The following is a 24,088-nucleotide window of genomic DNA, read 5'->3' on the forward strand; positions in this document are numbered from 1 at the left end:
AGGCGCAGAGCACTCCGGCGCTTCGCGCCTCCGGGCCAAGGATGGCCTTCACCCCCGCCCTGAAGGGCGGAGCACCGGCCAAGATCAGAGGTAGATGGCGCCGTTCACGTGGTCCCCCACAGCTCAAGCAGTCGGCACACTGCACTACGACGTCGGCGGGAGACTCGTGGTTCTCATTTCGGCCAAGGCGACAGGACAGAGCGGGCCTGTACGGACACGATCATGTTGGGGTCCCGCCTCCCGAGATCCCAAAGCGTCAGGTAGTTACCGAGGTTCCACACCCGCTTGAGGGCTCGATCGAGTGCGGGCACGAGTGGCCCTGGGCAATGCTCCAGAGGGGCCGTCACCGCGAGGTGCGGGCGATTTACGGTGTTCGGGTGGGTGTGAAGAACCCTGTCCGCGCCGCAGCCTTCGTCGCCCCGTACGGGGTGACGGGATCAGGCAGGCGGGGCTCGGCGTAGTGGACGCGGACGCCGCAGAACACGCCATCAACTGACCGTGCACCGGCAGACAGCCCCTACTCATTCCCGCCGTGCCCGGGCGGCCACCCGATGACGCCTTCCACTTGAACATTGCGCAGGGACGCTCCCTCGAACCGGGCCCCGGTGACGTCGGTCAGTCCGCGCGGAGGCTTGCCGGTGTTCACGCTTCCGAACGTGGACTCGGTCATATCGGTGTCGCGCAAGTCAGCACCCCGTAGGTCGCATCCGGCCAGGCTGACCCCGCGTAGTGAAGCGCCGCGCAGGTCCGCGCCGGTGAAGTCGCAGAACTTGAACCAACACCCGCCCAGGGTGGCGTGGCGTAGATCGGCTCCGGTGAACGAGCAGCGAGTGAACCTCAGCCGCAACGCGCGAGTGGAAGCAAGGTTCTGGCCCGTGAAGTCCTCACCGCTCACGGCCGCGTATCCGGGCAGAGCGGCAAGTCGTTGTCTCGCGGTCAGTGGCGTGGCCATGTGCGCCAGCATGTCAGCCGTATCGGTAACCGGCCGGGGCGACGCGGTACGTGCACGGGCTGGGACGGGTGCAGTCTGTTTCACGCAGGCTGTTTCACGGGCCTTGTCAGTGGCAGCAGGCAGACTCTGGTCCATGACTTCGGTGACCGCACATGACTATGCCTGGATACGTTCCTCTCCGCTGTTCGGCCACGCGCTGGATATCGGGTGCACCCTGGCCCTGGTGCGGGGCGTCGCCCCGGCAGCGGTGCTGCGGGTGATGGAGGCGGAGCCGCAGGGTACGTGCACGGGGGCGGACGCGCTGATCGAGCGGCAGGATGAACTGCTCGACCTGACGGACCACTGGGCCGACTCCTTCGTCGCGGGCGCGTTCACCACGCCAGGCGAAGGCGGTGACTGGACACTCGTCCTGTTCGTCGGAGACGGGGGTATGGGGATGCAGGTGCGCTTCCTGGAGGCATTGTCGGCGGGCGGGTCCGCTGTGCTGCACTCCAGCAATGGAGGCAAGCCCATGCACTTCTTTCACTGGTACGAGGACGGGGAACTTCGGACCACCTTCGAATGGCCCACAGTCAGAAGCGGCAGCACTCCCGACGCCCTCAACTCGTTGATGCGTGAGGTCGGTTTCGATCTGTCGGACGACGAGGGCGAGGCGGGCGGGCGTGTCGACAACAAGGCGGCGACCCTCGCCCTGGCCGAACGGCTGACCGGGGTCCGGGTGACGGAGGAACTGCTCCAGGAGGCGGAGTACCAGCTCGGGCAGGTGCCTGAGGAGCCCGCCGAGGAGTGGACCGGCATCGTCATCGACATCACCGACGCCCACGGGAATCGCCTTTACAAGGAAGTCGCCCGCGAGGAGGTCGAGGCCGCGACCGCCCGCGCCCGCGCCGAGGCAGCACAACCGATTGTCATCCGCAGGCCCTCGCCGCCCGCTCCCTGAGCGCGGTGCATTAGGTGTTTCATGGCTGCGGCCAGGAGGCCATGCGGCCAGAGACTGATTGGTCCAGGTGGCTGTGCCCGGGACGGGAGACGGCCGCCCTGCTTGCGGCGGATCCGCCGCCGGAGCGCGTGGCAGCACTCATGACCGGGGTCGACGCCGGTCGTTCGTGGCTGAGTCTGGCGGCAGGCAGGCAGGCAGGCAGGCAGGCAGGCAGGCAGGCAGGCAGGCAGGCAGGCAGGCAGGCAGGCTGGCTGGAAGATCGTGATTCTCTGGGCTCGGCTCAGCGCCAGAAGCTACTGTCGCGAGCATGGTCGAACACGATGTCCTCCGTGTCACCCGCGAGGCCTACGACGCTACTGCCCCCCTGTATGCGCAGCGGTTCCGGGACGAGCTGCGTGAAAGGCCTTTGGACCGTGCGATCTTGAGTGTCTTCGCCGAGGTCGTGGGTGCCAGTGGGGACGGTCAGGTCGCGGATCTGGGGTGTGGGCCTGGCCATATCACCGCTCATCTGGACGAGTTGGGGCTGGCGGCATTCGGTGTCGATGCCTCTTCCGCGATGGTCGAGTTGGCTCGACAGGCCTATCCGGGCCTGCGGTTCGACGTGGGCTGGATGGCCGCGTTGAACATCGCTGACGGGGTGCTGGGCGGCGTACTCTCACGTTGGTCCATCATCCACACTCCACCGCAGGAACTCCCCGTCATCCTGGCGGAGTTCCATCGTGTGCTGGCACCTGGCGGCCACCTTCTGATCGGCTTTTCGGCAAGCGAGGATCCGTCCCACCCGACGCAGGTCTTCGACCACGCGGTCACGCCGGCCTATCGGTGGTGGCCTGATCACCTCGCCGCGATGCTGCGCAAGGCCGGGTTAGCCGAGGTGGCCCGGATGGTTCGCGAGCCTCAGCCCACCGACCGACGGCAGTTCCAGGAGATTCAACTGCTTGCCCGCAAAGCCTCGGCAGGTGCTGTCTGAACCGAGGGCACGTGCCTTCGACCTGCGGGTCGGGGAGCCGTACGGCCCCGGGCGCCGACTCTTGATCAGGGACCATCGGCGGTCTACCAAGTGAACCTGCTTGCGCCCCTGTTGTCCTGACGGATGAGCCTTCCCGGGATCGGTGCGCAGTGCAGACTGTTGGCGTGACTGAGAACTGTCCGGCCGGTTCGTCCCTGCCCTATGCCGCCGTACTCTGCGACATCGACGGCGTACTGCGGCACTGGCCCGCCGACGACGACATTGAGCACGCGCACGGGCTGCCTGTCGGCTCCCTCGCCGCCGCGGCCTTCGCACCCGCTCGTGTCAACCCCGCCATCACCGGCGAGATCACCGACGAACAGTGGCGGTCCAACGTGGCGACAGACCTCGCCGACACCTGCGGCTCCCACAAACGGGCCCGCGCCGCCGTGACCGCCTGGTCCGGTCGCGCCCCGCTCGTGGACCTGGAACTGGTGGCCCTGCTCACCCGGGTCCGCGAGGTCGCCCGCGTGGCTCTGGTCTCCAACGGAACCACACGTCTGGAGCAGGACCTCGCCCGTCAGGGACTGGACCGCGTCGCCCACACGGTGGTGAACACGGCCCGAATCGGCGTGGCGAAACCCGACCCCAGGGTCTACCGCATCGCTGCCGAACGCGTCGGGGTCACCGCTGAACGCTGCTTGTTCGTCGACGATGTCGCAGTGAACGTCACGGCGGCCCGTGAGGCCGGGATGGCCGGTGTCCACTATCGCCGGATCGACGATCTGCGCACAGCGCTCACGCCCTTGTTCGGACGTTAGCCGCTGATGGCGCCCTGCGCGAAGAAGGGCGCGACTGCTGCCCGGTCCTGAGGGCCCTCGGTCAGCTACGGGCGAGCGCGCCGGCGAGCGCGGCCGCGCCGACAAGTTCCGCGTTCTCTCCGAGTTGGGCGGGCAGGATGTCGAGGGATGCGGCGATCGCGGGCTGGGCATTGCGCTGCACTGCCGAGGCGACGCCCTCCAGCAGGGGGCTGCCCATGGCTCCGAGTTCGCCTCCGATGATCAGTGCGGCCGGGTTGAGGAGGTTGCTCAGGACGGACAGGACCCCTCCGAGCATGCGGCCCGCGTCGTTCAGGATGCGCCGGGTGGTGGCGTCGTCCGGTTGGTCCGCGAGCGAGGCGTCGGGATCCAGGTTGGGATGGGTGTGGGCGACCTGCGCCATGACCGAGGAGACGGAGACGACTGCCTCCAGACAGCCGCGTCTGCCGCACCGGCACAGTTCCGTGTATCCGGGCAGTGGTGTGTGGCCGATCTCCCCGGCGAAGCCGAGCGATCCCCGGTAGGGCTCACCGTTGAGCACGATCCCTGCGCCGATGCCGTGGGACACCTTCACGTAGAGGAAGTCCGTGTAGCCCCGGCCGGCGCCCCGCCGCAGTTCGCCGTAGGCGCCCAGTACGGCGTCGTTCTCGACGTGGACCCGCAGACCCAGCCGGTGTTCCAGCTCCCGTCGGGGATCGAGGCCGACCCAGCTGGAGAGGATCGTGGGTGAACGGACCAGGCCGGAGGCGGAGTCCAGCGGGCCGGGAATGCCGACGACGACGGTGGACAGGTCGTCGACGTCGTGGCCTTTGCGAAGGGCCCCCAGCATCTCGGCGGCGGCGTCCATGGCTTCGGCCGCACACAGGTCGACGTCCAGGTCGGCGCGTCGCTGGGCGATCATGTGGCCGGAGCCGTCGACGACGGCGACGTTGATGTGGTTGTGTCCGAAGTCGAGTGCGGCGGAACTGCTTCGGCCGTGGACGCATCGCAGTACGCCTGCCGGGCGCCCGCTGCCGCTGCCCGGTCCCTTGGCCGCCGGATCGCCCTCCGTCACACGCCCCTCGGCTATCAGCCGGGAGACGGCGTGGTTGACCGTGCTGCGGGACAGACCGGTGGCCTCGACGAGGTGCGCGCGCGTGAGGGCCCCGCCGCCCTGCATGATGCGGAAGATCTCCTCCCGGGTCCTGTTGCGCGGCGAGGAGCGATCGGAGGTCACATCCATGCGCCGATGATAGTGACCGCCTTCTATTACGCCAATCATCGGCGGATTGTTTTGACGGTTTGACGTAAAACCTGAGAATCGCAATGGTTTTCAGTTATTGACGGACCGAAAAGTGCTCCATAGCCTCCTCTTTGCGTCCGGCTCTCAGTCGGACTGGGACAGAGAGGACGCCGTCGATGACCTTCCTTCCGCGACACCCCCGGACCAGACCGGTGATCGCGGCCGCCGCAGCCTCGGTCGTGGCGTCCACGCTGATGTTCGGTGGGCGGAATCCCGCTCAGGCGGAGGCCACCGACCCCCAGCCGGTGGGCCTGGAGCAGGCCGACGCCGCGCTGTCCCGCAAGGCGGCCGAGCAGGGCATGGTCCTGCTGGAGAACCACGAGCAGGCACTCCCCGTCGCGCCGTCCGGCAACATCGCCCTCTACGGCGTCGGCGCCTACCGGACCGTCAAGGGCGGTACCGGCTCGGGCGACGTGAACAACCGGTACACCATCACCGCCCGCCAGGGCCTGGAGAACGCCGGCTACAGAGTGACCACCGGCAACGCCTACTGGTCCGCCATGACCAGCGCCTACGACACCAAGTACGGCACCCCCTCGGACGGCATCTTCGGCCCGACGGTCGACTACGCCTCCGTGGAACAGCCGCTGACCGAGGACACGGTGAAGCCGACCGCCAAGACCGGCACCGCCGTCTACGTCATCGCCCGCAACTCCGGTGAGCGCTCCGACCGTTCCTCCGGCAAGGGCGACTATCTCCTCGGTGACACCGAGCGCGCCAACCTCGAACTGCTGGGCCGCACCTACCAGCATGTCGTCGTGGTCATCAACTCCGGCGGCATCATCGACACCGGCTTCTACCAGCAGATCAACGCCGCCGAGAAGGACTCCTCCGGCGGCCGGGCTCTCGATTCGATGCTGCTGATGAGCCAGGCCGGCCAGGAGAGCGGCAACGCCCTGGCCGACGTCCTCAACGGCACCGTCACCCCCTCCGGGAAGCTCACCGACACCTGGGCGTCCAGCTATTCCGCCTACCCGGCGTCCGCGACCTTCGCGAACAACGACGGCAACTCGGCGACCGAGGAATACACCGAGGGCATCTACGTCGGCTACCGCTACTTCGACTCCTTCTACCGCTCGATCAACAAGAACGACCCCGCGTCCGTCGTCAACTACGCCTTCGGGTACGGCGGTTCCTACACCGACTTCGGCATCCAGGCCCAGAAGGTCACCGCGAGCGCCCAGCACGTGGCGGTCACCGCCAAGGTCACCAACACCGGACACCGTTACAGCGGCAAGGAGACCGTGCAGGTCTACGTCTCCGCCCCGCAGACCGGCGCCGACAAGGCCTACCAGCAGCTGGCCGGCTACGCGAAGACGGACAACCTGGCCCCCGGCGCCTCACAGACCGTCACGATCAGCTTCGACACCTCCTCCCTGGCCTCCTACAGCGAATCCCGGGCCGCGTGGGTCCTCGACGCCGGCGACTACCTGGTCCGTGTCGGCAACTCGTCCCGCAACACCCACGTCGCCGCCAAGCTGAACCTGGCGATGGATGTGGTGACCGAGCAGGACCACAACGAACTGGCCGACCAGAAGCCTGCCACCGAACTCTCCAGCGCGCCGGCCGACTTCTACACCTACCCCGACGAGACGAGGGAGATCGCCGCCGCCCGGCGCATCACCCTCGACCCCCGCTCGTTCAGCACCCAGGACCACGCCTCCGCCTTCGAGCAGGACGTCACCGTCGACTCCTCCTCGCCCTACTACGCCCTCGACGGCGCGAAGGTCTCCTCCACCACCGTCTACCTCGACCGCGGCGAGAACGACTGGGAAGGCACCGGCGCCCCCTACGCGCCCAAGACCGGCGAGAGGGTCGAGTACGTCCACACCAGCTCCGGCAGCACGCTGTACGACGTCGCCAGGGGCAAGACCTCGATCGAGCAGTTCGTCGCCGGACTCTCCGTGAAGCAGCTGGCCGACCTCGTGGAAGGCTCCAGCGTCCCAGGCACCACCCTGTCAGCCGTCGGAGCCGCCGGATACACCACCGGCGCTCACGAAGACCTCGGCATCCCGAGCATGACGCTGTCCGACGGGCCCGCGGGACTCCGGCTCACCCAGCAGATCGCCACCACCCCCGCCACGTACCAGTACGGCACGGCCTGGCCCATCGGCACCCTCCTCGCCCAGACCTGGGACCGTGACCTCGTCGATCAGGTCGGCACCGCCGTCGGCAAGGAGATGAACACCTACGGCGTCTCCCTGTGGCTGGCCCCCGGCATGAACATCCACCGCGACCCGCTCAACGGCCGCAACTTCGAGTACTACTCGGAGGACCCGCTCGTCTCCGGACTCACCGCGGCCGCCACCACCAAGGGCGTCCAGAGCAACCCCGGCGTCGGCGTGACCATCAAGCACCTCGCCGGCAACAACCAGGAAACCGCACGCAACTCCGGCAACGACGTCGCAGGCGAGCGGGCCCTGCGCGAGATCGAGCTCAAGGGCTTCGAGATCGCCGTCAAGGCCGCCCAGCCGATGTCCGTCATGAGCTCGTACAACAAGGTCAACGGGACCTACGCCTCCGGCAACTACGACCTGCTCACCGATGTGCTGCGCGGCGAGTGGGGGTTCAAGGGCACCGTGATGAGCGACTGGGGCGGGGCTCACGGCGCCACCAACACCATGTACTCCGGCAACGACCTCATCGAGCCCGGCGGCAGGCCCTCGGACATCGTCAACGCGATCATCAAGGCCACGCCGACCGTCGACATCAACGGCCTGCCCGCCTACACCAAGACCGTCAGAAGCACCGGCGTCACCAGCTACACCGTCCAGCTCGGCGGACTCACCCTCGCCGCCGGCGGCACCGCCGCCATCACCACCACCGTGGACTCCTCGACCGACCTGTCGAAGGCTCCGCTGTCCGGTACCACCACCATCGACGCGATCAACAACCAGACCTACACCGCCCACCCGAAGTACGCCTCGGTCGACGACGCCTACCGGGCCGTCCAGGACCTGCTCGCCTCCACCGCCCTGACCGCCGCCCAGAAGGCTGCGATCACAGTCTCGGACGTGCAGCACGCCACCCCGGGAGACACCGCGAGCCCCGTGACCGCGTACACCGTCACTCTCACCGGCAAGTACCCCGCCGCCAACGCCTACACGATGCGCCTGGGCGACCTGCAGCGCAGCGCGATCCGGATCCTCACCACCGCGTCCAGGACCGCCTCGTTCCAGCAGTTGGCCAGGTCCCGGAACGAGAGGGGAATCGTGGTGGGCTCCTACACCAGGCAGTTCAAGGACCTCGACCCGACGGTCACCTCCACCAAGAGCCGAGTCGCCCAGCCCCACCACAAGCACTGACCGGACCGCACGGCGGCCGATCCCACCGGCCGCCGCCCACGCCCGCCGTTCGTGCCGGGTACAGCCGTGACGGCCACGTCATGCAGGACGGGCTCCCGCAGTTGCCGTCTGCCAGAGAGTGCGATGACGGTGCCTCCGCTCTGCGCAGAAACTTTCCGACGTTGTGCAACCCTCCTGCCCCTTCAGGAGTCTTGTGTGCACCGAACTTGACGCGGCCATGCCGCGTACTGGTCTCCAGGAGTTCGGTACGTGGCCTCTTACCCTGAAATCCCCTCTCTGGAGAAGCTCGTGCGCAAACGCACCCTGCTGATGTCCGCAACGCTGCTCGCCTCGGGGCTCACCCCATTCGTCGCGGCGAGCGCCGAGGCCGTCGTCGGTACGCCGGGCGATGTGAACAAGGACGGTTACCGCGACATCGTCCTGTCCGCCCCGGACGCCACGGTGGCGGGCCATGCCAAGGCGGGTGCAGTGGTCGTCATGTACGGCACCTCGCACGGTATCGATCCCACCAGACGCACCGTACTGACGCAGAACTCCACCGGCGTCCCGGGAACGGCCGAAGCCGGCGACCGCTTCGGCGCGGCTGTCGTCGTTTACGACCTCAACCGTGACGGGTACAGCGATCTGGTCGTGGGTTCTCCCGGCGAGGAGGTCGACGGAGACGTCGGCGGTGGCTCGGTCACGATCGTCTACGGCACCGCTTCCGGTCTGACGAAGGCGAAGCCGGTCGACGACCCGTGGCCGAGCTCGCACGACGCGTACGGACGGACGTTGGCCGTGGGCACCTACAACGGTCTGAACCCGGTCAGCGACGGCAAGCTGTCGATCGCGGTCGGAGCCAACGACGCCGAGGTCACCTTCATGCCTGCCGACCTGTCCGCGCAGTCCGGCACCTCCGGCAACGGCTACGGGTTCAACCCGGCTCACGGCATCGTCGCCCTGACCCCGATGGACCTGCCGAACACCGACGACGACCGCCTGATAGTCCACGGCCGAGGCGTGTCGGACGGAGGCTGGGGCTACGACGGGACCGGCGACGACCCGCACACCTACTTCGCCGACCCGGCCGGCTTCGAGGGCGCCGACCTGCCCGCCGGCACCACCTCCGCAGTGGGCGACCTGAACGGCAACGGTTCCCCCGACCTCGTCATCGGCAACCCCGAAGACCCGTCGCAGAGCCCGGGTACCTCCCTCGGCGGCCAGATCACCATCTACTACGACGCCGGATACGGGGGCTCCCCGAGCCAAGTCCAGACCATCACGCAGGACACCGCGGGCGTACCCGGTTCGGGCGAAGCGAAGGACCGGTTCGGCGCCTCGGTCGCGATCGGTGACACCGACAAGGACGGCCGCGCCGACCTCGTGATCGGCGCGCCGGGCGAGGACGGCGGCAGCGGAGCCGTCACTGTCGTACGCGGTACCACCGGACAGCTCGACACCGCCCACGCCCGCACCTTGACGCAGAACAGCCCCGGTGTGTCCGGCAGTTCGGAGTCCGGCGACGCCTTCGGCGCGGCCGTGCGTGTCCTCGACCTCAACAAGGACGGCTACGCGGATCTCGTCGTGGGCGCCCCCGGTGAGAACGGCGGTGTGGGCGTCGTGTGGTCGCTGCGTGGCTCGGCCTCGTCCATCACCGCGGCCGGCTCCGTCACGGTCGGCACCGGCGGCGCGGGTCTCGGCTCGGCCGGCGCCGCCGGCTTCGGAGGCGTGGTGACCGGCCCGTGAAGCTTCCCCACTCGATCCCGCCCTTCCTTGAACCCGGAGCCGTCATGTCCTCCCGCCCCTGCGTCCGCACCCCGGGCCGCTTCGCCTCTCGATTCCTGGCCTCCGCCATCGCCGTCAGTACGGCAGCCACGCTGACCGCCGTCGTGCTGCCGGCCACGGCCGCAGCGGCGGCCGCGCCCTACCGGGGCGCCAACACCGCCGCGGTTCAGGACGACTTCAACGGTGACGGCTACCGTGACGTGGCCGTCGGCGCGCCCGGAGCAGCCGACGGCACGGTCGACGCGGCGGGTGCGGTGGTCGTGCTGTACGGCTCGGCCAACGGAGTGTCGGCCTCCCGCCGCACGGTCATCACGCAAGCCACCTCCGGCATTCCCGGCGCACCGGAGGAATGGGACGGGTTCGGCACGGCCGTCGCTTCCGCGGACCTCGACCGCGACGGCTACGCCGACCTGCTGATCGGGACTCCGGACGAGTCCGTGGGCACCATGGGGGGCGTCGGCTCACTCACCGTGGTGTGGGGAAGCTCGACCGGCCTCAAGGGCGGTGCGACCATCTCACAGCCGACCGGTCTCGACGAGGGATGCCGCTTCGCGGCCGGCCTCGCCGTCGGGGACGTCACGGGTGACGGGGCTCCCGACATCGGAGTCACGGGCAACTGCGGTGCCACCACCTACACAGGGCCGTTCACCCGCGCCGGTGCCTCGGCCCGCAGGACCTTCGTGAACGCGATCGGGACCAACCGTGGTGTCGTCATGGGGGATGTCGACGGCGATGGAAGGGCCGAGCGTTTCTGGTTGCCCGGCCCGACCGACGGAGACGTGAGCGGACCGGTCTACGCCGAGGGGCACGGCGGCACCTACACCGAGCTGCCCCTCGCTGACGGCCTGTCCGGCCAGATCGGTGACATCAACGGCGACGGCTACGGCGACCTGGTCACCGGATCACCGTACGACGCGTCACTGACATCCGGTGCCACGCCCGCGCACCGCGGTGGCGAGATCCAGGTTCTCTACGGAAGCCCCCAGGGCATCACCGCCGCCCAGAAGCCGCAGATCATCCATCAGGACACCGCAGGCGTGCCCGGAAGCGGTGAGGACGGCGACCAGTTCGGGGTGTCGCTCAGCGTCGGTGACACCAACGGCGACAAGTATGCCGACGTCCTGGTCGGCTCTCCCGGGGAGGCGCTGGGATCCACCGCGGGCGCGGGACAGGCGACGCTGCTGCGAGGATCGGCCGCCGGCCTCACCACGGTCGGCTCGCTCGCCTATTCGCAGAACAGCAGCGGCGTGCCCGGAACGGCCGAGACCGGAGATCTGTTCGGCACGTCGACGCATCTGGTCGACGTCACGAAGGACGGGAAGGCGGAGGTGATGGTGGGCACCCCCGGCGAGAACTCCGATGGCCTGCTGTGGACGGCCCGAGGATCTGCGGCCGGACCGGTGACCATTGGATCGACGACGATCAGCGGAACCGGCGCCGGTCTCAAGCGCCGATACTCCGACATCGACTTCGGCCAAGCACTCCCCGGCGCTCAATCCACCGTCTGACGGCGCCGATGACGTGCGTCCGCGGCCCAGGCCGTCTCGTCGGCGCACATCAGCGGCTGAAGATCACCAGAGTCCCCGCGGATGCAGCGGCACCGTGTCGCATCGGCGGGGAATCCGGCTCGACTCGGGGAGAGGGTGGTGCCCACGCCCCCGATGGGATGGCCCCAGCAGAGCTCGTGGGCATGGAGTTGTCACTAAGGGCTGTCCCGTAAAGCTGTTCTGGCCCTTCGTAATCTATGCATGGCCCTGGTGGCACACCTGCCGAGTCGCGTTAGGTCAGGACCATCCATCGTCGGCCGTCGAGGAGTTCTCGCGCAGCATCGAGGTGGCCGGCATGGCACGCAGTCTCGGTGATCACGTGCAGCAAGATGTCTCGATGGGTGTGCAGGTGCGGCTCGCCGAAGAGCTGGTGGGGCCACCAGGCCAGGGGAGCGTCCGCAGCGGTGGCACGGATGATGCTGTCTGCGAGGTCGGTCTCCGTGCGGTATCGGTCGAGGATCTCGGCGGCCTGAGCCTCTGGCCCCACGTGCCATGCGTCACCGTCGTCGCCCAGAGACTTGATGACATCTTCCTCGCCGACTACCACCGCACGGAACCAGAACCGCTCAACGTCTAGGGCGAGATGCTGGACGAGGCCGAGGCAGTTCCATCCTGATGGCAGCACGGGCTGGCGCAGGGCATCCGTGTCGAGGCCGTCGACTATGCCAAGGACGTGGCGGCGCTGTCCGTGCAGGAACGATAGGAGTGCCCGGATCTCGGGGTCCGGCGACGCAGTCACTTGGCGATTTCCCAGATGTGGCCGCCGGGATCGCGGAAGCTGGCGGTCCGTATGCCCCAGGACCGGTCCATGGGGCCATTGAGCAGTGTCACACCGCGGGCGGCCAGTTCCTTGCACATCGCGTCCACATCGTCCACGGGCAGGGTGAGTTGGAGGCGGGAGCCAGCGTCAGCCTGGGCAACGCGAGCGGGTGCGATGAGCTCGGGCGCTGCGGTGGTCTTCAGCAGGTTGATGATGGTGTTGCCGAATTCGAAGACAGCTGAGTTGTCATTCTCGAAGGCCACCGGTAGTCCGAAGACCTCCCGGTAGAACAGCTTCGTGGCGTCCAGATCCTCGACGAAGAGGGTGATCGCGCTGATGCCTGTGGGCCATGAGGGGGGGCTAGCCGTGTCTGTCACAGCTACAAATGATCTACGAGCGGGAGAGCCACGTATAGAGGTCGGATCGAGCGATCTTCTCGCGACAGGAATGGCGCTACCCGGCGAGTGCGAGGTTGTGCCCGTCGGCCATCGTCAGGGACTTACCCACGGCGGCCTTCGCGCCGGACTCCTCCCACGCCTTGCAGTCGTTGCGGTTGCCGGGCAGCGGACGGCCGACCGCGACAACCAGGCGGGTGTCGGCGTCGATGACGACCTGGTGGTTGGTGGAGTATCGGTAGTTCTTGGACTGCTCGGCGACCGCGTGGTCGCGGGTGGGAACCAGGGTGCCGTCCACGATGAGGACGGTGTCCTTGGCGAACTGCTTGCGCTGCCGCAGGGCGATCTTCGGGCCGAGGTGGTCGATGACCCGGTTGGCGGAGAACTTTGACACCCCGAACAATGGGGCCAATTGTCGCAGAGTGAGGTTGGTGCGCCAGTATGCGGCTACCAGCAGCACGCGATCCTCCAGCGGCAGCTTCCATGGCCGCCCCCGGGCCGGGGTGTCGGCATTCTCTTGGCGCAGCTGCTTCACCAACTTCCCGAAGACCCGCGAGCTCAGCCCGGTGAACGGGGCTATCCAAGTCGGCTCAGACGCCGTGATCACACCAGCCACAGCAAGATCATCTCAGTGGGGCCGACTCGAGCTCGATCTCCTGGCCTTCAGCTGAGTACCTTGGCGTACCAGTGATCCGCCTCGCCATGCCCTTCGTATGGCGCGGTCTCCTTGTAGCCGTGCCTGATGTACAAAGCTCGTGCCTCAGCAAGTTGGGTGTTGGTCTCACACACAATCCTGATGGCACCGAGCCTCGCAGCAGATTCCTCGACGGCGAGGAGGAGGCCGCGGCCCAATCCTGCTCCCCGCCCAGCGGGGAGCACGTACATCCGCTTGAGCTCCGCAGTCTCAGGATCACCCCTCAGCAGTCGCAACCCTGCGCAGCCCAGGAACTCGCCCTCACCGTTGCGTGCTACGAGAAACTCGCCGTCAGGCGGGCTGAGGTCATGGTGAGGGTCCTCAACAAGCACCGCTCGAAGCTCTGCCTCTGTGGCTGAACGCCCCAGCACCCGCCGCCCCATCTCGGTGAAGTACTGACGCGTCACCTCGTCGACATCCGTGCCAATGACAGGCTCCGCCTTGATAGTCCAGGTTGACATGCAGGCCATGGTCCCGGACTCACCCGTGGCCGTCCACGGTCCTACCGACAGGTTTCCGTCCGGCCCACACCACGGAGATCGTTACGGGACAGCCCTTAGGTCCTGCTGACCTGTGGTGATGCGGTCGTGTCCGTTTCTGAACTGCGCAGATGACTCTTTCAGCGTCGTTCAGGATGGTGTGGCGTTACGCAGTCGATTCTCCCCACGAACTCCCCAGCGCTCCTCGAACTCCCCAGATTCTCCCCAGCGATGACTCTGACTGCGGGTAGGGAGAGGTGGGAATCCGGTGCGCATGTGGCACCGCTGTAGCGATCCTGCCCTGGTGATGGATGGTGCTGTCGGCGTCCGCAGCCGACCACGCCCGTTCCAATGACCCGCACGGCGGGTGAGCACGGCGATCAGGAGGGCGTAGTCAGGGGCAGGTGCTGGACTGCTGCGTTGTGTCAGGTGACCAGCAGGCGGTTGAAGAACGAGCGGTAGTGTCGCAGTGCCAGGCGCAGGTCTTCGGTGTTCGCCCGTTCGCCTCGGTTCCACTGTCCTTCCAGTTCCTGCTTGTGGTCGGCGAATGTGGCGGCCAGCCTTTGCATCACGTCGGCGACGAGGGCGTCGGCGGTGTGCACGGCGTCGCGCGGGTCGTCGACGAATCTGTTCTGCACTTCCTGCCAGCGAGTGCGGAACCCTTCTTCGTCCTCAGCGCTGAGCAACTGCGGGACGTCCTCCTCGGCTCGAGTGCCCTGGCCCGAACCGTGGGTGTTGTCGTCGGTCTCCGCGGTCTCGTCGTCAACGGGTCTGCCGGGCGTGTCCGTGCTCTCGCCGGGGAAAGTGGGGACATCGGCCTGCGTGCCGGCTCTTCCTTCTTGCGTGGACCGGTCGCGGGACTGGGCGAGGTCGTCGGTGGACAGCCCGCTCGCGGTGGCGGTAGCCGGTGTGTCTTCGTGTTGCATGTCTCCTCCGTTCGCGGAAGCCGGGCGGCTGTCCGTTCGCTGAGCCGTTCAGGCCGGAGCACGGCGGGATTGGCCGCCGTCGGCGAGCAGCTCGTCGAACAGGGCGCGGTATTGAACCATGGCCCCCCGCAGCTGTTCCGTGGTCGCCTCGTGGTGGGTGCTGAGCACGTCGACGTCGTGGGCGGCCCGATAGTGCTCGAGCGTGCGGCCGTGCTCGACCGAGAGGTCCTTGAGCTGTTGCTCGAAGTCCTGGGTGGGGTAGCCGCGCTCGTGCATCAAGGAGGTCACCAGGTGGTCCGCGTCGTGCACGGCGGCCTCCGGTCGGTCCACGAACTCGTCCTGCACGCTGGTCCAGTCCCGCGTGTACCGCTCCCTGACGCTGCTGTCCAGCGGCTTGATGTCCAGCGCGTCGTGCCGCTTCTCGCGGGCTCTGAGCTCGCGCTCGCCCGCCGTGCGGCTGTCGGCGTCCTCCATCGTGCGTGCGTACTCCGGGCCGAAGCGCTCGCGCAGCTTCCGGCGCCGCATGAGGAGCGCAACCGCGACGGCTGCCAAGGCGATCACCACCACGACGGGAATGACGATTGCCAGAAGTGTCCCTGTCGACATGAGGTCGAACCCCCTCACGAGTGCGGAGTGCATTCTCATTTGGGCGGGTTCCCTCATGTTTGTCCCTCAAACGAGGCCGGGCGACCAGCACGGACGGCAGGGCCGGTGGCGCCATTTCGAGCGCAGCAATGAACCGCTGACTCCAACAACGCCCAGCATCCGCAGACCGGGCCCGACCGTTGACGTAGGGGCGGCACCCCGCCTTCCGGCGAAGCCGCGAGCGCTCGTCCGGGCGCCCGCCCAGAGATCTAGGTCAAGCCGATGAGTGTGACGGCCGCAGGCCTGTCCATGTCGCAGATCCTGCACAGCTCGTCCCGATGTCGGTGGCAACACCCAGTGCTCCTGCTCGTCATGTCCTCCAGACGCAGGTCGCAGCTCAGGGTGCGGGCTTGGTGGTCCACGCCCGCACCGATACGGCCATCACGGCGGCTTACGCCGCTGTTGCAGTCGTACGGGCTGTGGGGCCGGGTGTATTGGCTGGACTGATGTTGGTTGTAGCGAAAGAGGGGTACTCAGGGGTCAGGTCGGCCAGGTGGCCTTCCCCGCTGGGACTGGCTCGGCTTAGGTTTCCCTGGTTCGGCCACTTGTGCTGGGGAAACCGTCCAACTGCTGGGCTGGGTCCGGCGGTGCCTGACCCGCTGCCGGGGGGAAGACGGAAACGGCGGGCCGTCGACGTGGACCTCGGCAGACTGGGCGTGGGTGCCCTGTGAGCAGGGTGCGAGGCCGGCCGAGCGCGACGGCGATGCGCGGCGTCGAGGCACTCCGTACCGGAGTAGCGCCGTAGTCACTGAGATTCCCTGCACCCTTGCCGATGCGGCTTTGGGCCTGACGCATGCCGAACGGATCGGTGTGACGATCGAGCTTGATCACCGGCCCGTGACCGTGGCAGGCGCGCGGGGAAAGCGGTCCCCCGCTGGATGAGAAGCAGTACGGCCCGGAGACGCCCGCACCTGCGGTCCGCGCGCACGGACCAGGAGGGCGTCGTCGCCGACATGCCAGGCGAGACCCGCTGGGGCGACTGTCCCGCTTGCGCGGCGGCCAGGGGATCCGTTCCTTGGCCGGAGAATCCCTCCCCAGGAGGGGAGGTATGGGCTATTCCCGGGCCGGGTGGGGGCGGTGGAGGATGCAGCGCTCAGTCGGGGAGGCGGTGTTTATGGTCATGACTGAGGGGCACACGAGGAATCGTGCTTCGGACTGAAGGCGCACGCCCCGCGGGGATTCCGTTCTCCCCGCCCGCTGCGGTTTCCTTCGGCGGGCCGGGCAGACCCGCCGCGTGGCGAACCCCTGACAGACACTGTTCAGGCGGCGCCTGCCATCCGGCTCCAGGCCCGTCCTGAACCCCGCGTTCAGGAGCGATCCCCGTGCTCACTGATATGAACCCAGACTGTTCGCAGGTCGACAGCACCTCTGTCTCCCCTCTCACCGGGACCGCACGCCGAACCCACGACGACTCCCCCCAGACTGCCGCGCTCTTCGAGCGGCTGGCGGAACTGGGCGAGGGGCCGGAACGGGATGCCGTGCGCGATGAGCTGGTGAGGGCCTGGCTGCCCATGGCGCACCGTGTTGCCGGCCGGTTCCGTGATCGCGGCGAAGCCATGGAAGACCTGCGCCAGGTAGCGGCGCTCGGGCTGGTCAAGGCCGTCAACCGCTTCGACCCCAGCCGCGGGGCCTTCGAGAGTTACGCCGTGCCGACCATCACCGGCGAGGTGAAACGGCACTTCCGGGACCGGACGTGGGCCATGCGCGTGCCCCGCCGGGTGCAGGAGCTGCGCAACCAGGTCCGTCTGGCACGCCGCGAGCTCACCCAGCGCCCCGGCAGCCCCCAACCCGCCCCCGCCGACATCGCCGCCCGAACCGGTCTCACCGAGGACGAGGTCGCCACGGGCCTGGAAGCGCTGGAGAGCTACAGCACCCTCTCACTGGACGCCGAACTGGCCACCGACGACGACGCGTACAGCCTCGCCGACACCCTGGGCGTCATCGACCCTTCCTACGACCTCATCGTCGACCGTGAGGCGGCCAGGAAGGCGTTGTGCAGGCTCCCCGAACGTGAGCGGGCCGTCCTCTACATGCGCTTCTTCCAGGACATGACGCAAAGCCGCATAGCCGACCAGCTCGGGTACTCCCAGATGCACATATCCCGGCTCATCACCCGCAGCTGCGCCCATGTACGCAGTGAGGTGCTGGGGGAGTGCGAGTGCCCCACCCGCTCCAGCAGCGCCTCCGCGGCGTGAGGACTACTCCGCTCCCGGAGCCGGGTGGCCGCTTCCTCAAGCCCCGTACACGCTGTCATGACAGTTCATGCAAGGCCAGTAGGCCTCAGTCCCAAGGAGTTGCACCGATGTTGATGCCCCTCCCCGCCACTCTGTACCGTCTGATCGCGGAGTATGAGGCGCTCCTCGCCGAGGAATCGCCCGACGGCGCGACCCCCCACAGTCAGCGCCTGCGCGACCTCGCCTACACCCTGTGCGTGTCCACCGGAACCCGCGAGATCACAGACGCCCTGGACGCCGCTCGCTCCTGTCTGGCCAGGGCAGCCGTCGCCCCCGTCACGAGCTCCGGGGCCGCCACGAGGTTCGGACCCGAAAGCCGACCGGCCGCCGCATCTCCCAAGCCCGCAGCCATCGCAACGACCAGTGCGGTCGGTTTCCAGTGCGACGCCGGCGAAGCGTCTGCCATTCGCCGCGATGGCACCCTGCGCCCCGGCCACCGGCCCACGGCACCCCATGCCGCGGGCACAGGAAAAGGCAACGCATGGTGAGGCGTTGGACATGAGTGACCGTGCCGTGATCGTCTACCCGCCCGCGAAGCGGGGCGGGCGGCTGGTGTGGGTGGACGGAAAGCCCGCAGGCACCGTCCGCAGCCTGCGGGCTCTGACCGAACTTCTGCGACGGGCGGGCTGGGAGCGCCTGGACGAGGTCGACGTGGCCGAACTGCCGGTCATCGAGTGGCATGGGGGAGGGCCGGAGTGCTGGTCACCATGGTCGGACCCCTGGCCCGCGAGCGGGCAACGGCAACCTGATCCGCGGTGAGGGGGCGGGCGCGGTGCAAGCCCGGATCCCCAGCTCCCGTCGCCTTGCGTGGGTTCCGGATGAACGCCGCCGGCGGACGGGCGCAGGAGGCCCGTCAAGCCGTCCCTCGCTCGTCCATGAGGACGACGCCGCACCACAAGAAGGCGGTCTGGCCCCCAGCGGGTGGGGCTGGACGAAGCCGCCGCCCGGCTGTACGTCATCAGAGCCCGATGTAGCGCGTGGCCGGAACCCGTCAGCGTGATCAAGAACCTTGCGAGCAGTCGGGAGGAGACGGGGGCACCGTCCCGGCACGGGCCACAGGCCCAACAGGGGCACCGGCCTCAGCCGGCCGACGAGAACTCCTTCTGAGACCCGGCATCTGGGCCAAGAGACCGCCCTGTCATGGAGGAAAGGCAGTCATGCGTATTGGTCGCCGTTCGACGCTCACCCGCTGGCAGCGCTGGCGCTCCGGGCCCACGCTTCGCATACCGCCCGGGGCGGACGACGTTGAAAACGCCAGCCGCAGGTTTCTGCTGTACGGCGTCTTGCCGCTGTGGTTTGTCCCGGCCGTCGCCGACTGGATGATGCACCGCCGCTCGGACATCGAGCACACCAGTGGCGTACGGGAATCAGCGATGCACGCCCTCATGATGACCGAGGCCGGCATCCCGGTCGTCGCGGCCCTGACCACCAAGGTCAACCCGCCGGTGCTCTCGCTCATGGGCGGCGCGGCCGTCGCACACGGGGCCACCGCACTGTGGGACGTGTCTCTGGCCACCGGCAAGCGTGAGGTGCGGCCCGTCGAGCAGCACATCCACAGCTTTCTGGAAGTGCTGCCCTTGACCGCGGCCGCTTTCACCACGTGCCTGCACTGGGACCAGGTCCGTGAGGTGACGAAGGGCGCCGGCCACGCCGACAGCTGGAAGCTCCTTCCCAAGCAACGCCCGCTGTCGGCCCGCTACCTCACTGCGATCGCCGCCGGGGTCGGACTGTGTGTCGTCCTGCCGTACGCGGAAGAAATGATCCGCTGTGTACGGGCCCGCCGCGACCGTGACACCGCCCACCCGCGGTAGCGACAGGTCTGTTCCTCGCGGGCCGTTCTCCAGAGGTGTCGGCCGCGGTGTGACGCGAACTCTGAATCAATTGAGTGCGGTGGGGAGTTCCCGGTGGAAGGAGTGGCCTCCTGCAGCCGCGGTCACCGTGACGGCGGTCAGGACGGCGGCCGACTCGCTCCTCGAGAACGGCGTGGTGGCTCTCCCTCCACACGCCGTTCTCCCTCCGGCCCTCCTCACTGGCTATCCCGGGGGCGCACGGGAGAGTCGTCCCGGGCTCCAACCGGCCGGTGACGATGACCGGAGGGCGGAACCGGGCAGTCGGTGGTCCGGTTCCAGCCCGCCCCCGGCGGTGCCCGGCCGGTGCGGGCGAGGTATACCGAGCGCCGGCACGGACGCGGAGATTGGTCCCAACTCCCTTTGTGCAAGAAAAGGTTGACATCCTCCCGGGCCCAAAGGCCCGGGATTCCCGCCTGCTTCCACACAAGCCGTGTGGCTTGCTTCGGGTGGAGTCCTGCTGCGCTGCGTGGGCACGGGGGCCCGTCTCACCTGGGCTCCATGAGCTGATACCGCCAGTCCGGCGGCCTTGCCGACGCTGACCGCCGCGGGACAGATCCAGCCGTTCACGGCAGTCGCACGCCTGCACAGGAGTGTCGGCCGTCATGAGTTCCGGGGTCATGCGGGCGTATTCACTTGGTGGTGAGCATGCCGGTCCGCAGTTTGGTGAGGGTGCGGTTGAGCACGCGGGAGACGTGCATCTGGGAGGCGCCGAGGTGTTCGCCGATCTGGGCCTGGGTGAGTTCGTCGACGAAGCGCATGTGGATGATGCACCGTTCCCGGTCGTCGAGTTCGGCGATCAGCGGGGCGAGGGCATTGAAGTCCTGGACGAGTTCAAGGATCTGGTCGTCGGTACCGATGAAATCCGCGAGCGCTTGCCCGCTCCTGCGCGTGCGCGAAGGGGGCCGGCCGGAGGCACTCCGGCCGGCCCCCTTGGCTTGCGCCGGGGCGCTGATGTCAGATGCTGCGCCGGTTCTGGTAGTAGCTGCCGACCTGCTCGTGGTAGCCGGCGTCACCGGTGTGCTTGTCCTTGTCGAACTCGGGAGAGTCCTTGATCTGGTCCTTGGTGAGCGCGACGTAGATCTTCCGCTCGGCCTGGTCGACCGACTGCACGGTGCCGGCCGGGAGGAGAACGTGCTTGCCGAAGATCCATACGCCGGTGTCGACGACGAGGTACGAGGAGTCGACGTCGTCCGAGTGCTTGTCGACCTTCCCGATACTGCCGTCGGTGGCCTCGACCTTGTATCCGGTCAGGTCGGTGCCCGCGGTGTAGCCGGTGGTCGGCTGGTAGCCCCAGATGTTGTCACTCATAAAGTCCCTCCTCAAAGAATCGATGGCCGCCCACAGTTGAACTGCGGACTCGTTGAGATTGAGCGTCATCATTGGTGACGCTTGCGGGAGTTCGGGTTCCCAGGCTTCTTGCGCCTATGCATAAGCGCTGCGGAAAGAGCTAACGGCCGGAGACGTCGTGCTGGACGGCCCTGGTTCCTGGCGTCACGGCCGCCTCCGGCCGGCCATGGTCCCCAGTTACCCCGAACCGGAAGAATCACCACTTTCATCCTGCGATCGCCGGGACGGGACATGGGTGGGGCCCGACGCCGTAGCGTCGGGCCCCACCCATGACGATGTGCTGTTCAGGCCGTCTACCAGCGGTACCAGCGGCCACGCCGGCCGCCGCTCGCTGTAGGACGGATCACGAAGCCGAGGACCCACACGATCAGCACGATCACGGCGATCCACCACAGTGCCTTCAGTGCGAAACCGGCACCGAAGAGGATCAGCGCGAGCAGGAGAACAAGAAGAATAGGAACCATAGTTATCAACCTCCGGACCTTCGTGTGCCCTGCGGATCGATCTCCATTCCTGCGGATCTCATGTATTCCATAGGCGGTCCACGGCCGCGAATGCGTGACAGTATTCGGGTTGGTTTGAGGATCCAGACCCGGGGTGACACGGAGGGCGTACTTGAGTTCCGGGTGAGGCAGGGGTGAGTGGTTGTGGCTGCGGACGAGAAGGCTCGGGCCAAGGGCCAGCAGGCCAGGGCAGCGTCAAGAAGGTTGTCGGCAGTGCGGTGGGGGAGGAATCCCTGAAGGCCGAGGGCGCGCCGAGGAGTCCACGGGCGACCTGCGTGCGGTGAAGGAGAAGGTCAAGGACGCAGTCCGGCCCAAGTGTGCGCTGAGTACTCCTGATCCCGGCAGCCTGTTGGCTGCCGGGATTTGTGCTGCCGGTGCCGGCTCCGCTTTTTGCGACGGATGAACAGAGGAGCCACGTCATCAGCCCGCGACGGCACTGCGACCAAGAGGCTCATGGCCGGCGTTCGACGCGTTCCCGCTGCGGGCGAACGGTGGGAACTGCGGTCACCACGCAGCGCACCGCGGACATGTGCGCTGCGTTCTGGGTGTCGGCACCGGGCGGTCAGGCAGCCCGGACGAGCTGGGCCCGTCCGAACAGCAGGGCGTAGCCGTCGGGGAGCTGGCCGATGATCCGGGCGGTCAGGTCGTCACCGACGAGGCGACCCACGACGCCGAGGACCGATCCGGTGTCCCAGCGGGTCGTCGCCGGGGTGCCGCCGGTTCGCTCAGCGAGGTCCTTCACGAAGCCCCAGCCGGTCAGCGGGCTGCTCGTGGGGGGCTGCGAGGAGAAGTAGCAGGCTGCTTCCTGAGGGAGGCGGGCCGCGAGCTCCATCCGCTCGGTGCCCGTCAACTGTCGGCCGAGGGCTTCGAGTACTCGGCGTACGACGCCTTCTGCGTGGCGGCGGGTGGGGTAGGCGCCGTCGTGGCGCACCCTTTCCAGCAGCTGGTCGAAGGGGACGGTTGCCGTTGGAGAAGGGGGCGCGGGGGGAGAGAGAAGAGTCATGAGGGCTTCGGCTTTCCTTGCGTGACCGTCTTCCTGCGGGAGAGCGGCTCTTCCGTGTGAACCGTGTTCTTCGCGGAGGTGGGTTGTCCGGCGTGGAGTGAGGGGGCCGGTGGCGCCGGGGCCCAGGCGGGATTGCGGGCGGACCGTCCTGGGCCCGGCCGGCGGACGTGCGACCGGCGGATCAGCTGTCGAGTGACTTGCGTTCCCCGGTGCCGCGCACGCTGATCTTGCGGGGCTTGGCCCGCTCCGCGATCGGGATGCGGAGGGTCAGGACGCCGGCCTCGTAGTCCGCGGAGATGCGCTCGGTGTCGAGGGTGTCGGCCAGGACGAGCTGGCGGGAGAAGACACCGAGCGGCCGCTCGGACAGTTCCATCTGGGCGCTCTCCGAGCGCGACATGGGGCGGCGCTCCGCCTTCACGGTGAGCATGTTCCGCTCGACGTCGATGTCGAGGGCGTCGGGGTCGATGCCCGGCAGGTCGAAGGCGATGACGTACTGGTCGCCGTCTCGGTAGGCGTCCATCGGCATCGCGGACGGGCGGGACCACGTTCCCGGACCCATCAGATGCTGGGCCAGCCGATCGAGTTCCCGGAACGGGTCAGTGCGCATCAACACGGGATACACCTCCAGATGAGTTCAGGCAGTTGCTGCCAATGCGCTTCACCTGACACCGTTGTAGCATGTCATCCGAACGACGACAAGTAAGGCGTCGTCCAGAGGATGACGAAGCTGAAGAGGAGGGGAGATGGGCGACGAACTCCCGGCGCCGGACTCGTTCGCGGCGACGGCCACGGCGCTCGAGGCCCTCGCACAGGCCCTGCAGACCGCACAGTCCGCCGCACCCGACGACCCCCACGACGCCCTCACTGCGCTGCTCCTCCTGCGGCAGGTTCGTCAACAGCTGGCCGACTGGGAGCCGGGACTGATCGAAACGGCGCGGCAGGCGGGCGCGAGCTGGGCCGATCTGGCCCACCCGCTCGGCGTCTCCAGCCGCCAGGCCGCCGAACGCCGCTACCTGCGCGTGCGTCCCGGTGAAGCGGGCGCCACCAAGGAACAGCGGGTGCAGGCCACCCGCGGCCGGCGCGCCGCCGACCGCTCCGTAGCTGCCTGGGCCCACGACCACGCCGCCACACTCCGCCAGCTCGCCGGGACCATCACCGCCCTGACAGACCTCCCCGACACCGCAACGAGCGCCATAACCGCTCTCCACGCCGCCCTCGGCGACAGCGACCCGGCCCAACTCCTTGGCCCCCTCTCCGATGCGGGCCCCCACCTGCGTGCCGATCACCCAGCCCTGGCCGACCGCGTCACCGACATCGACCGCCGCACGCACGAAACACGCGAGAACGAACAGCGACAACGCTCGGCCCCCGAGTCGTGACCGCGTTGGAGTGTCCCTACCCCTCATCAGGGACTTTCGGGGCCTCTGAAGAGCCGGGGCCGCCGCCGACGTGTGCCGGCTGCCGGAGCGGGCGTGTCGCGGGCTGACCGGCAGACGTATCTGCCGCGTAGCGCAAAGGCTCACGCGGCGGACCGCCACCAGGCTTCGACGAAGAGCGGTACAAGAAGCGCAACACCATGCGACCGTTGTCCGATGCGGCTCTAGTAGTGCCTGGTCAGGTTGATATGGATGTTGGTATGTCGCGGTGGCAGGTGGGGCAGGCGCCGGTCCAGAGGGCGAGGAGTGTCTGCAGCTC

Annotated in this window: 22 protein-coding genes and 2 pseudogenes; 11 read left to right on the forward strand and 13 right to left on the reverse strand. The window is 68.0% G+C overall.

The window, feature by feature from the left end; genetic code table 11:
• Positions 1 to 517 precede the first annotated feature (517 nt).
• A complete protein-coding gene (locus ACZ4N5_RS42230) occupies positions 518 to 952 on the reverse strand; it encodes a pentapeptide repeat-containing protein (RefSeq protein WP_467762287.1) in 435 nt (144 codons plus the stop codon).
• A gap of 133 nt (positions 953 to 1,085) precedes the next feature.
• Between ACZ4N5_RS42230 and ACZ4N5_RS42235 the strand changes: the two genes are divergently transcribed.
• From ACZ4N5_RS42235 to ACZ4N5_RS42245, 3 genes are all read left to right on the forward strand, one after another.
• Positions 1,086 to 1,892, forward strand: a complete 807-nt coding sequence (locus tag ACZ4N5_RS42235) for a DUF6461 domain-containing protein (protein ID WP_467762288.1) — start codon at positions 1,086 to 1,088, stop codon at positions 1,890 to 1,892.
• 307 nt (positions 1,893 to 2,199) lie between these two features.
• Positions 2,200 to 2,862, forward strand: a complete 663-nt coding sequence (locus ACZ4N5_RS42240) for a class I SAM-dependent methyltransferase (protein ID WP_467762289.1) — start codon at positions 2,200 to 2,202, stop codon at positions 2,860 to 2,862.
• A gap of 164 nt (positions 2,863 to 3,026) precedes the next feature.
• Complete coding sequence (locus ACZ4N5_RS42245) at positions 3,027 to 3,662, forward strand: HAD-IA family hydrolase (RefSeq protein ID WP_467762290.1); 636 nt, start codon at positions 3,027 to 3,029, stop codon at positions 3,660 to 3,662.
• Between the two features lie 61 nt (positions 3,663 to 3,723).
• On the opposite strand, the gene ACZ4N5_RS42250 is transcribed toward ACZ4N5_RS42245, so the two are convergent.
• On the reverse strand, positions 3,724 to 4,881 hold the full coding sequence (locus ACZ4N5_RS42250; protein WP_467762291.1) for an ROK family transcriptional regulator: 1,158 nt from the start codon (positions 4,879 to 4,881) through the stop codon (positions 3,724 to 3,726).
• Positions 4,882 to 5,057: 176 nt separating this feature from the next.
• Here ACZ4N5_RS42250 and ACZ4N5_RS42255 point away from each other — a divergent pair, with 176 nt between their 5' ends.
• The 3 genes from ACZ4N5_RS42255 (at position 5,058) to ACZ4N5_RS42265 (ending at position 11,518) form a co-directional block, all read left to right on the forward strand.
• On the forward strand, positions 5,058 to 8,246 hold the full coding sequence (locus ACZ4N5_RS42255) for a beta-glucosidase (protein WP_467762292.1): 3,189 nt from the start codon (positions 5,058 to 5,060) through the stop codon (positions 8,244 to 8,246).
• Positions 8,247 to 8,495: 249 nt separating this feature from the next.
• The gene (locus ACZ4N5_RS42260; RefSeq protein WP_467762293.1) at positions 8,496 to 9,971 is read left to right on the forward strand and encodes a hypothetical protein; all 1,476 of its coding nucleotides are present in this window, start codon (positions 8,496 to 8,498) and stop codon (positions 9,969 to 9,971) included.
• Complete coding sequence (locus tag ACZ4N5_RS42265; protein WP_467762294.1) at positions 9,968 to 11,518, forward strand: hypothetical protein; 1,551 nt, start codon at positions 9,968 to 9,970, stop codon at positions 11,516 to 11,518. Before ACZ4N5_RS42260 ends, ACZ4N5_RS42265 begins: the two co-directional genes overlap by 4 nt.
• A gap of 271 nt (positions 11,519 to 11,789) precedes the next feature.
• Here ACZ4N5_RS42265 and ACZ4N5_RS42270 read toward each other — a convergent pair whose 3' ends face one another.
• From ACZ4N5_RS42270 to ACZ4N5_RS42295, 6 genes and pseudogenes are all read right to left on the reverse strand, one after another.
• Complete coding sequence (locus tag ACZ4N5_RS42270; protein WP_467762295.1) at positions 11,790 to 12,296, reverse strand: DinB family protein; 507 nt, start codon at positions 12,294 to 12,296, stop codon at positions 11,790 to 11,792.
• Positions 12,293 to 12,694 carry a VOC family protein gene (locus tag ACZ4N5_RS42275; RefSeq protein ID WP_467762296.1) on the reverse strand — a complete coding sequence of 134 codons (402 nt, stop codon included), beginning with the start codon at positions 12,692 to 12,694 and terminating at the stop codon, positions 12,293 to 12,295. The genes ACZ4N5_RS42270 and ACZ4N5_RS42275 overlap by 4 nt, the downstream gene beginning before the upstream one ends.
• Positions 12,695 to 12,794: 100 nt before the next feature.
• A pseudogene (locus ACZ4N5_RS42280) lies at positions 12,795 to 13,328 on the reverse strand (transposase family protein); the annotation flags it as partial.
• Positions 13,329 to 13,375: 47 nt separating this feature from the next.
• Positions 13,376 to 13,867 (reverse strand): GNAT family N-acetyltransferase, encoded by a 492-nt coding sequence (locus ACZ4N5_RS42285; RefSeq protein ID WP_467762297.1) that lies wholly within the window; start codon positions 13,865 to 13,867, stop codon positions 13,376 to 13,378.
• Positions 13,868 to 14,310: 443 nt separating this feature from the next.
• Positions 14,311 to 14,811, reverse strand: coding sequence for a hypothetical protein (locus tag ACZ4N5_RS42290; protein WP_467762298.1), 501 nt, complete (start codon positions 14,809 to 14,811; stop codon positions 14,311 to 14,313).
• A gap of 48 nt (positions 14,812 to 14,859) precedes the next feature.
• A complete protein-coding gene (locus ACZ4N5_RS42295) occupies positions 14,860 to 15,417 on the reverse strand; it encodes a hypothetical protein (RefSeq protein WP_467762299.1) in 558 nt (185 codons plus the stop codon).
• Positions 15,418 to 16,790: 1,373 nt separating this feature from the next.
• Between ACZ4N5_RS42295 and ACZ4N5_RS42300 the strand changes: the two genes are divergently transcribed.
• The 4 genes from ACZ4N5_RS42300 (at position 16,791) to ACZ4N5_RS42315 (ending at position 19,501) form a co-directional block, all read left to right on the forward strand.
• Positions 16,791 to 17,651 (forward strand): SigB/SigF/SigG family RNA polymerase sigma factor, encoded by an 861-nt coding sequence (locus ACZ4N5_RS42300; RefSeq protein WP_467762306.1) that lies wholly within the window; start codon positions 16,791 to 16,793, stop codon positions 17,649 to 17,651.
• 107 nt (positions 17,652 to 17,758) lie between these two features.
• Positions 17,759 to 18,178 carry a DUF5133 domain-containing protein gene (locus ACZ4N5_RS42305; protein ID WP_467762300.1) on the forward strand — a complete coding sequence of 140 codons (420 nt, stop codon included), beginning with the start codon at positions 17,759 to 17,761 and terminating at the stop codon, positions 18,176 to 18,178.
• Positions 18,179 to 18,188: 10 nt separating this feature from the next.
• Positions 18,189 to 18,449 carry a hypothetical protein gene (locus tag ACZ4N5_RS42310; protein WP_467762301.1) on the forward strand — a complete coding sequence of 87 codons (261 nt, stop codon included), beginning with the start codon at positions 18,189 to 18,191 and terminating at the stop codon, positions 18,447 to 18,449.
• A 398-nt stretch (positions 18,450 to 18,847) separates the two neighbouring features.
• On the forward strand, positions 18,848 to 19,501 hold the full coding sequence (locus tag ACZ4N5_RS42315) for a diguanylate cyclase (RefSeq protein ID WP_467762302.1): 654 nt from the start codon (positions 18,848 to 18,850) through the stop codon (positions 19,499 to 19,501).
• A gap of 668 nt (positions 19,502 to 20,169) precedes the next feature.
• On the opposite strand, the pseudogene ACZ4N5_RS42320 reads toward ACZ4N5_RS42315, so the two are convergent.
• From ACZ4N5_RS42320 to ACZ4N5_RS42340, 5 genes and pseudogenes are all read right to left on the reverse strand, one after another.
• Positions 20,170 to 20,412: pseudogene (locus ACZ4N5_RS42320) on the reverse strand (sigma-70 family RNA polymerase sigma factor); the annotation flags it as partial.
• Positions 20,413 to 20,494: 82 nt separating this feature from the next.
• Positions 20,495 to 20,848: a PRC-barrel domain-containing protein gene (locus tag ACZ4N5_RS42325; protein ID WP_261710067.1), complete on the reverse strand. Its 354-nt coding sequence runs from the start codon at positions 20,846 to 20,848 to the stop codon at positions 20,495 to 20,497.
• A 332-nt stretch (positions 20,849 to 21,180) separates the two neighbouring features.
• The gene (locus tag ACZ4N5_RS42330) at positions 21,181 to 21,351 is read right to left on the reverse strand and encodes a hydrophobic protein (RefSeq protein ID WP_387296946.1); all 171 of its coding nucleotides are present in this window, start codon (positions 21,349 to 21,351) and stop codon (positions 21,181 to 21,183) included.
• A 601-nt stretch (positions 21,352 to 21,952) separates the two neighbouring features.
• Entirely contained in the window at positions 21,953 to 22,393 is a 441-nt protein-coding gene (locus tag ACZ4N5_RS42335; RefSeq protein WP_467762303.1) for a DUF2267 domain-containing protein, read from the reverse strand.
• A 181-nt stretch (positions 22,394 to 22,574) separates the two neighbouring features.
• The gene (locus ACZ4N5_RS42340) at positions 22,575 to 23,006 is read right to left on the reverse strand and encodes an Hsp20/alpha crystallin family protein (RefSeq protein ID WP_467762304.1); all 432 of its coding nucleotides are present in this window, start codon (positions 23,004 to 23,006) and stop codon (positions 22,575 to 22,577) included.
• Between the two features lie 130 nt (positions 23,007 to 23,136).
• On the opposite strand from ACZ4N5_RS42340, the gene ACZ4N5_RS42345 reads away from it, so the two are divergent.
• Positions 23,137 to 23,772 carry a type III effector protein gene (locus ACZ4N5_RS42345; RefSeq protein ID WP_467762305.1) on the forward strand — a complete coding sequence of 212 codons (636 nt, stop codon included), beginning with the start codon at positions 23,137 to 23,139 and terminating at the stop codon, positions 23,770 to 23,772.
• Positions 23,773 to 24,088: the final 316 nt, after the last annotated feature.

Source organism: Streptomyces sp. NPDC026500, assembly GCF_055567635.1.

Excerpts from the sequence above, each read along its gene's own strand:
- ACZ4N5_RS42230 (WP_467762287.1), bottom strand. The coding sequence starts at position 952 with ATGGCCACGCCACTGACCGCGAGACAACGACTTGCCGCTCTGCCCGGA.
- ACZ4N5_RS42235 (WP_467762288.1), top strand. The coding sequence starts at position 1,086 with ATGACTTCGGTGACCGCACATGACTATGCCTGGATACGTTCCTCTCCG.
- ACZ4N5_RS42240 (WP_467762289.1), top strand. The coding sequence starts at position 2,200 with ATGGTCGAACACGATGTCCTCCGTGTCACCCGCGAGGCCTACGACGCT.
- ACZ4N5_RS42250 (WP_467762291.1), bottom strand. The coding sequence starts at position 4,881 with ATGGATGTGACCTCCGATCGCTCCTCGCCGCGCAACAGGACCCGGGAG.
- ACZ4N5_RS42255 (WP_467762292.1), top strand. The coding sequence starts at position 5,058 with ATGACCTTCCTTCCGCGACACCCCCGGACCAGACCGGTGATCGCGGCC.
- ACZ4N5_RS42285 (WP_467762297.1), bottom strand. The coding sequence starts at position 13,867 with ATGTCAACCTGGACTATCAAGGCGGAGCCTGTCATTGGCACGGATGTC.
- ACZ4N5_RS42290 (WP_467762298.1), bottom strand. The coding sequence starts at position 14,811 with ATGCAACACGAAGACACACCGGCTACCGCCACCGCGAGCGGGCTGTCC.
- ACZ4N5_RS42295 (WP_467762299.1), bottom strand. The coding sequence starts at position 15,417 with ATGTCGACAGGGACACTTCTGGCAATCGTCATTCCCGTCGTGGTGGTG.
- ACZ4N5_RS42300 (WP_467762306.1), top strand. The coding sequence starts at position 16,791 with ATGAACCCAGACTGTTCGCAGGTCGACAGCACCTCTGTCTCCCCTCTC.
- ACZ4N5_RS42305 (WP_467762300.1), top strand. The coding sequence starts at position 17,759 with ATGTTGATGCCCCTCCCCGCCACTCTGTACCGTCTGATCGCGGAGTAT.
- ACZ4N5_RS42310 (WP_467762301.1), top strand. The coding sequence starts at position 18,189 with ATGAGTGACCGTGCCGTGATCGTCTACCCGCCCGCGAAGCGGGGCGGG.
- ACZ4N5_RS42315 (WP_467762302.1), top strand. The coding sequence starts at position 18,848 with ATGCGTATTGGTCGCCGTTCGACGCTCACCCGCTGGCAGCGCTGGCGC.
- ACZ4N5_RS42325 (WP_261710067.1), bottom strand. The coding sequence starts at position 20,848 with ATGAGTGACAACATCTGGGGCTACCAGCCGACCACCGGCTACACCGCG.
- ACZ4N5_RS42330 (WP_387296946.1), bottom strand. The coding sequence starts at position 21,351 with ATGGTTCCTATTCTTCTTGTTCTCCTGCTCGCGCTGATCCTCTTCGGT.
- ACZ4N5_RS42335 (WP_467762303.1), bottom strand. The coding sequence starts at position 22,393 with ATGACTCTTCTCTCTCCCCCCGCGCCCCCTTCTCCAACGGCAACCGTC.
- ACZ4N5_RS42345 (WP_467762305.1), top strand. The coding sequence starts at position 23,137 with ATGGGCGACGAACTCCCGGCGCCGGACTCGTTCGCGGCGACGGCCACG.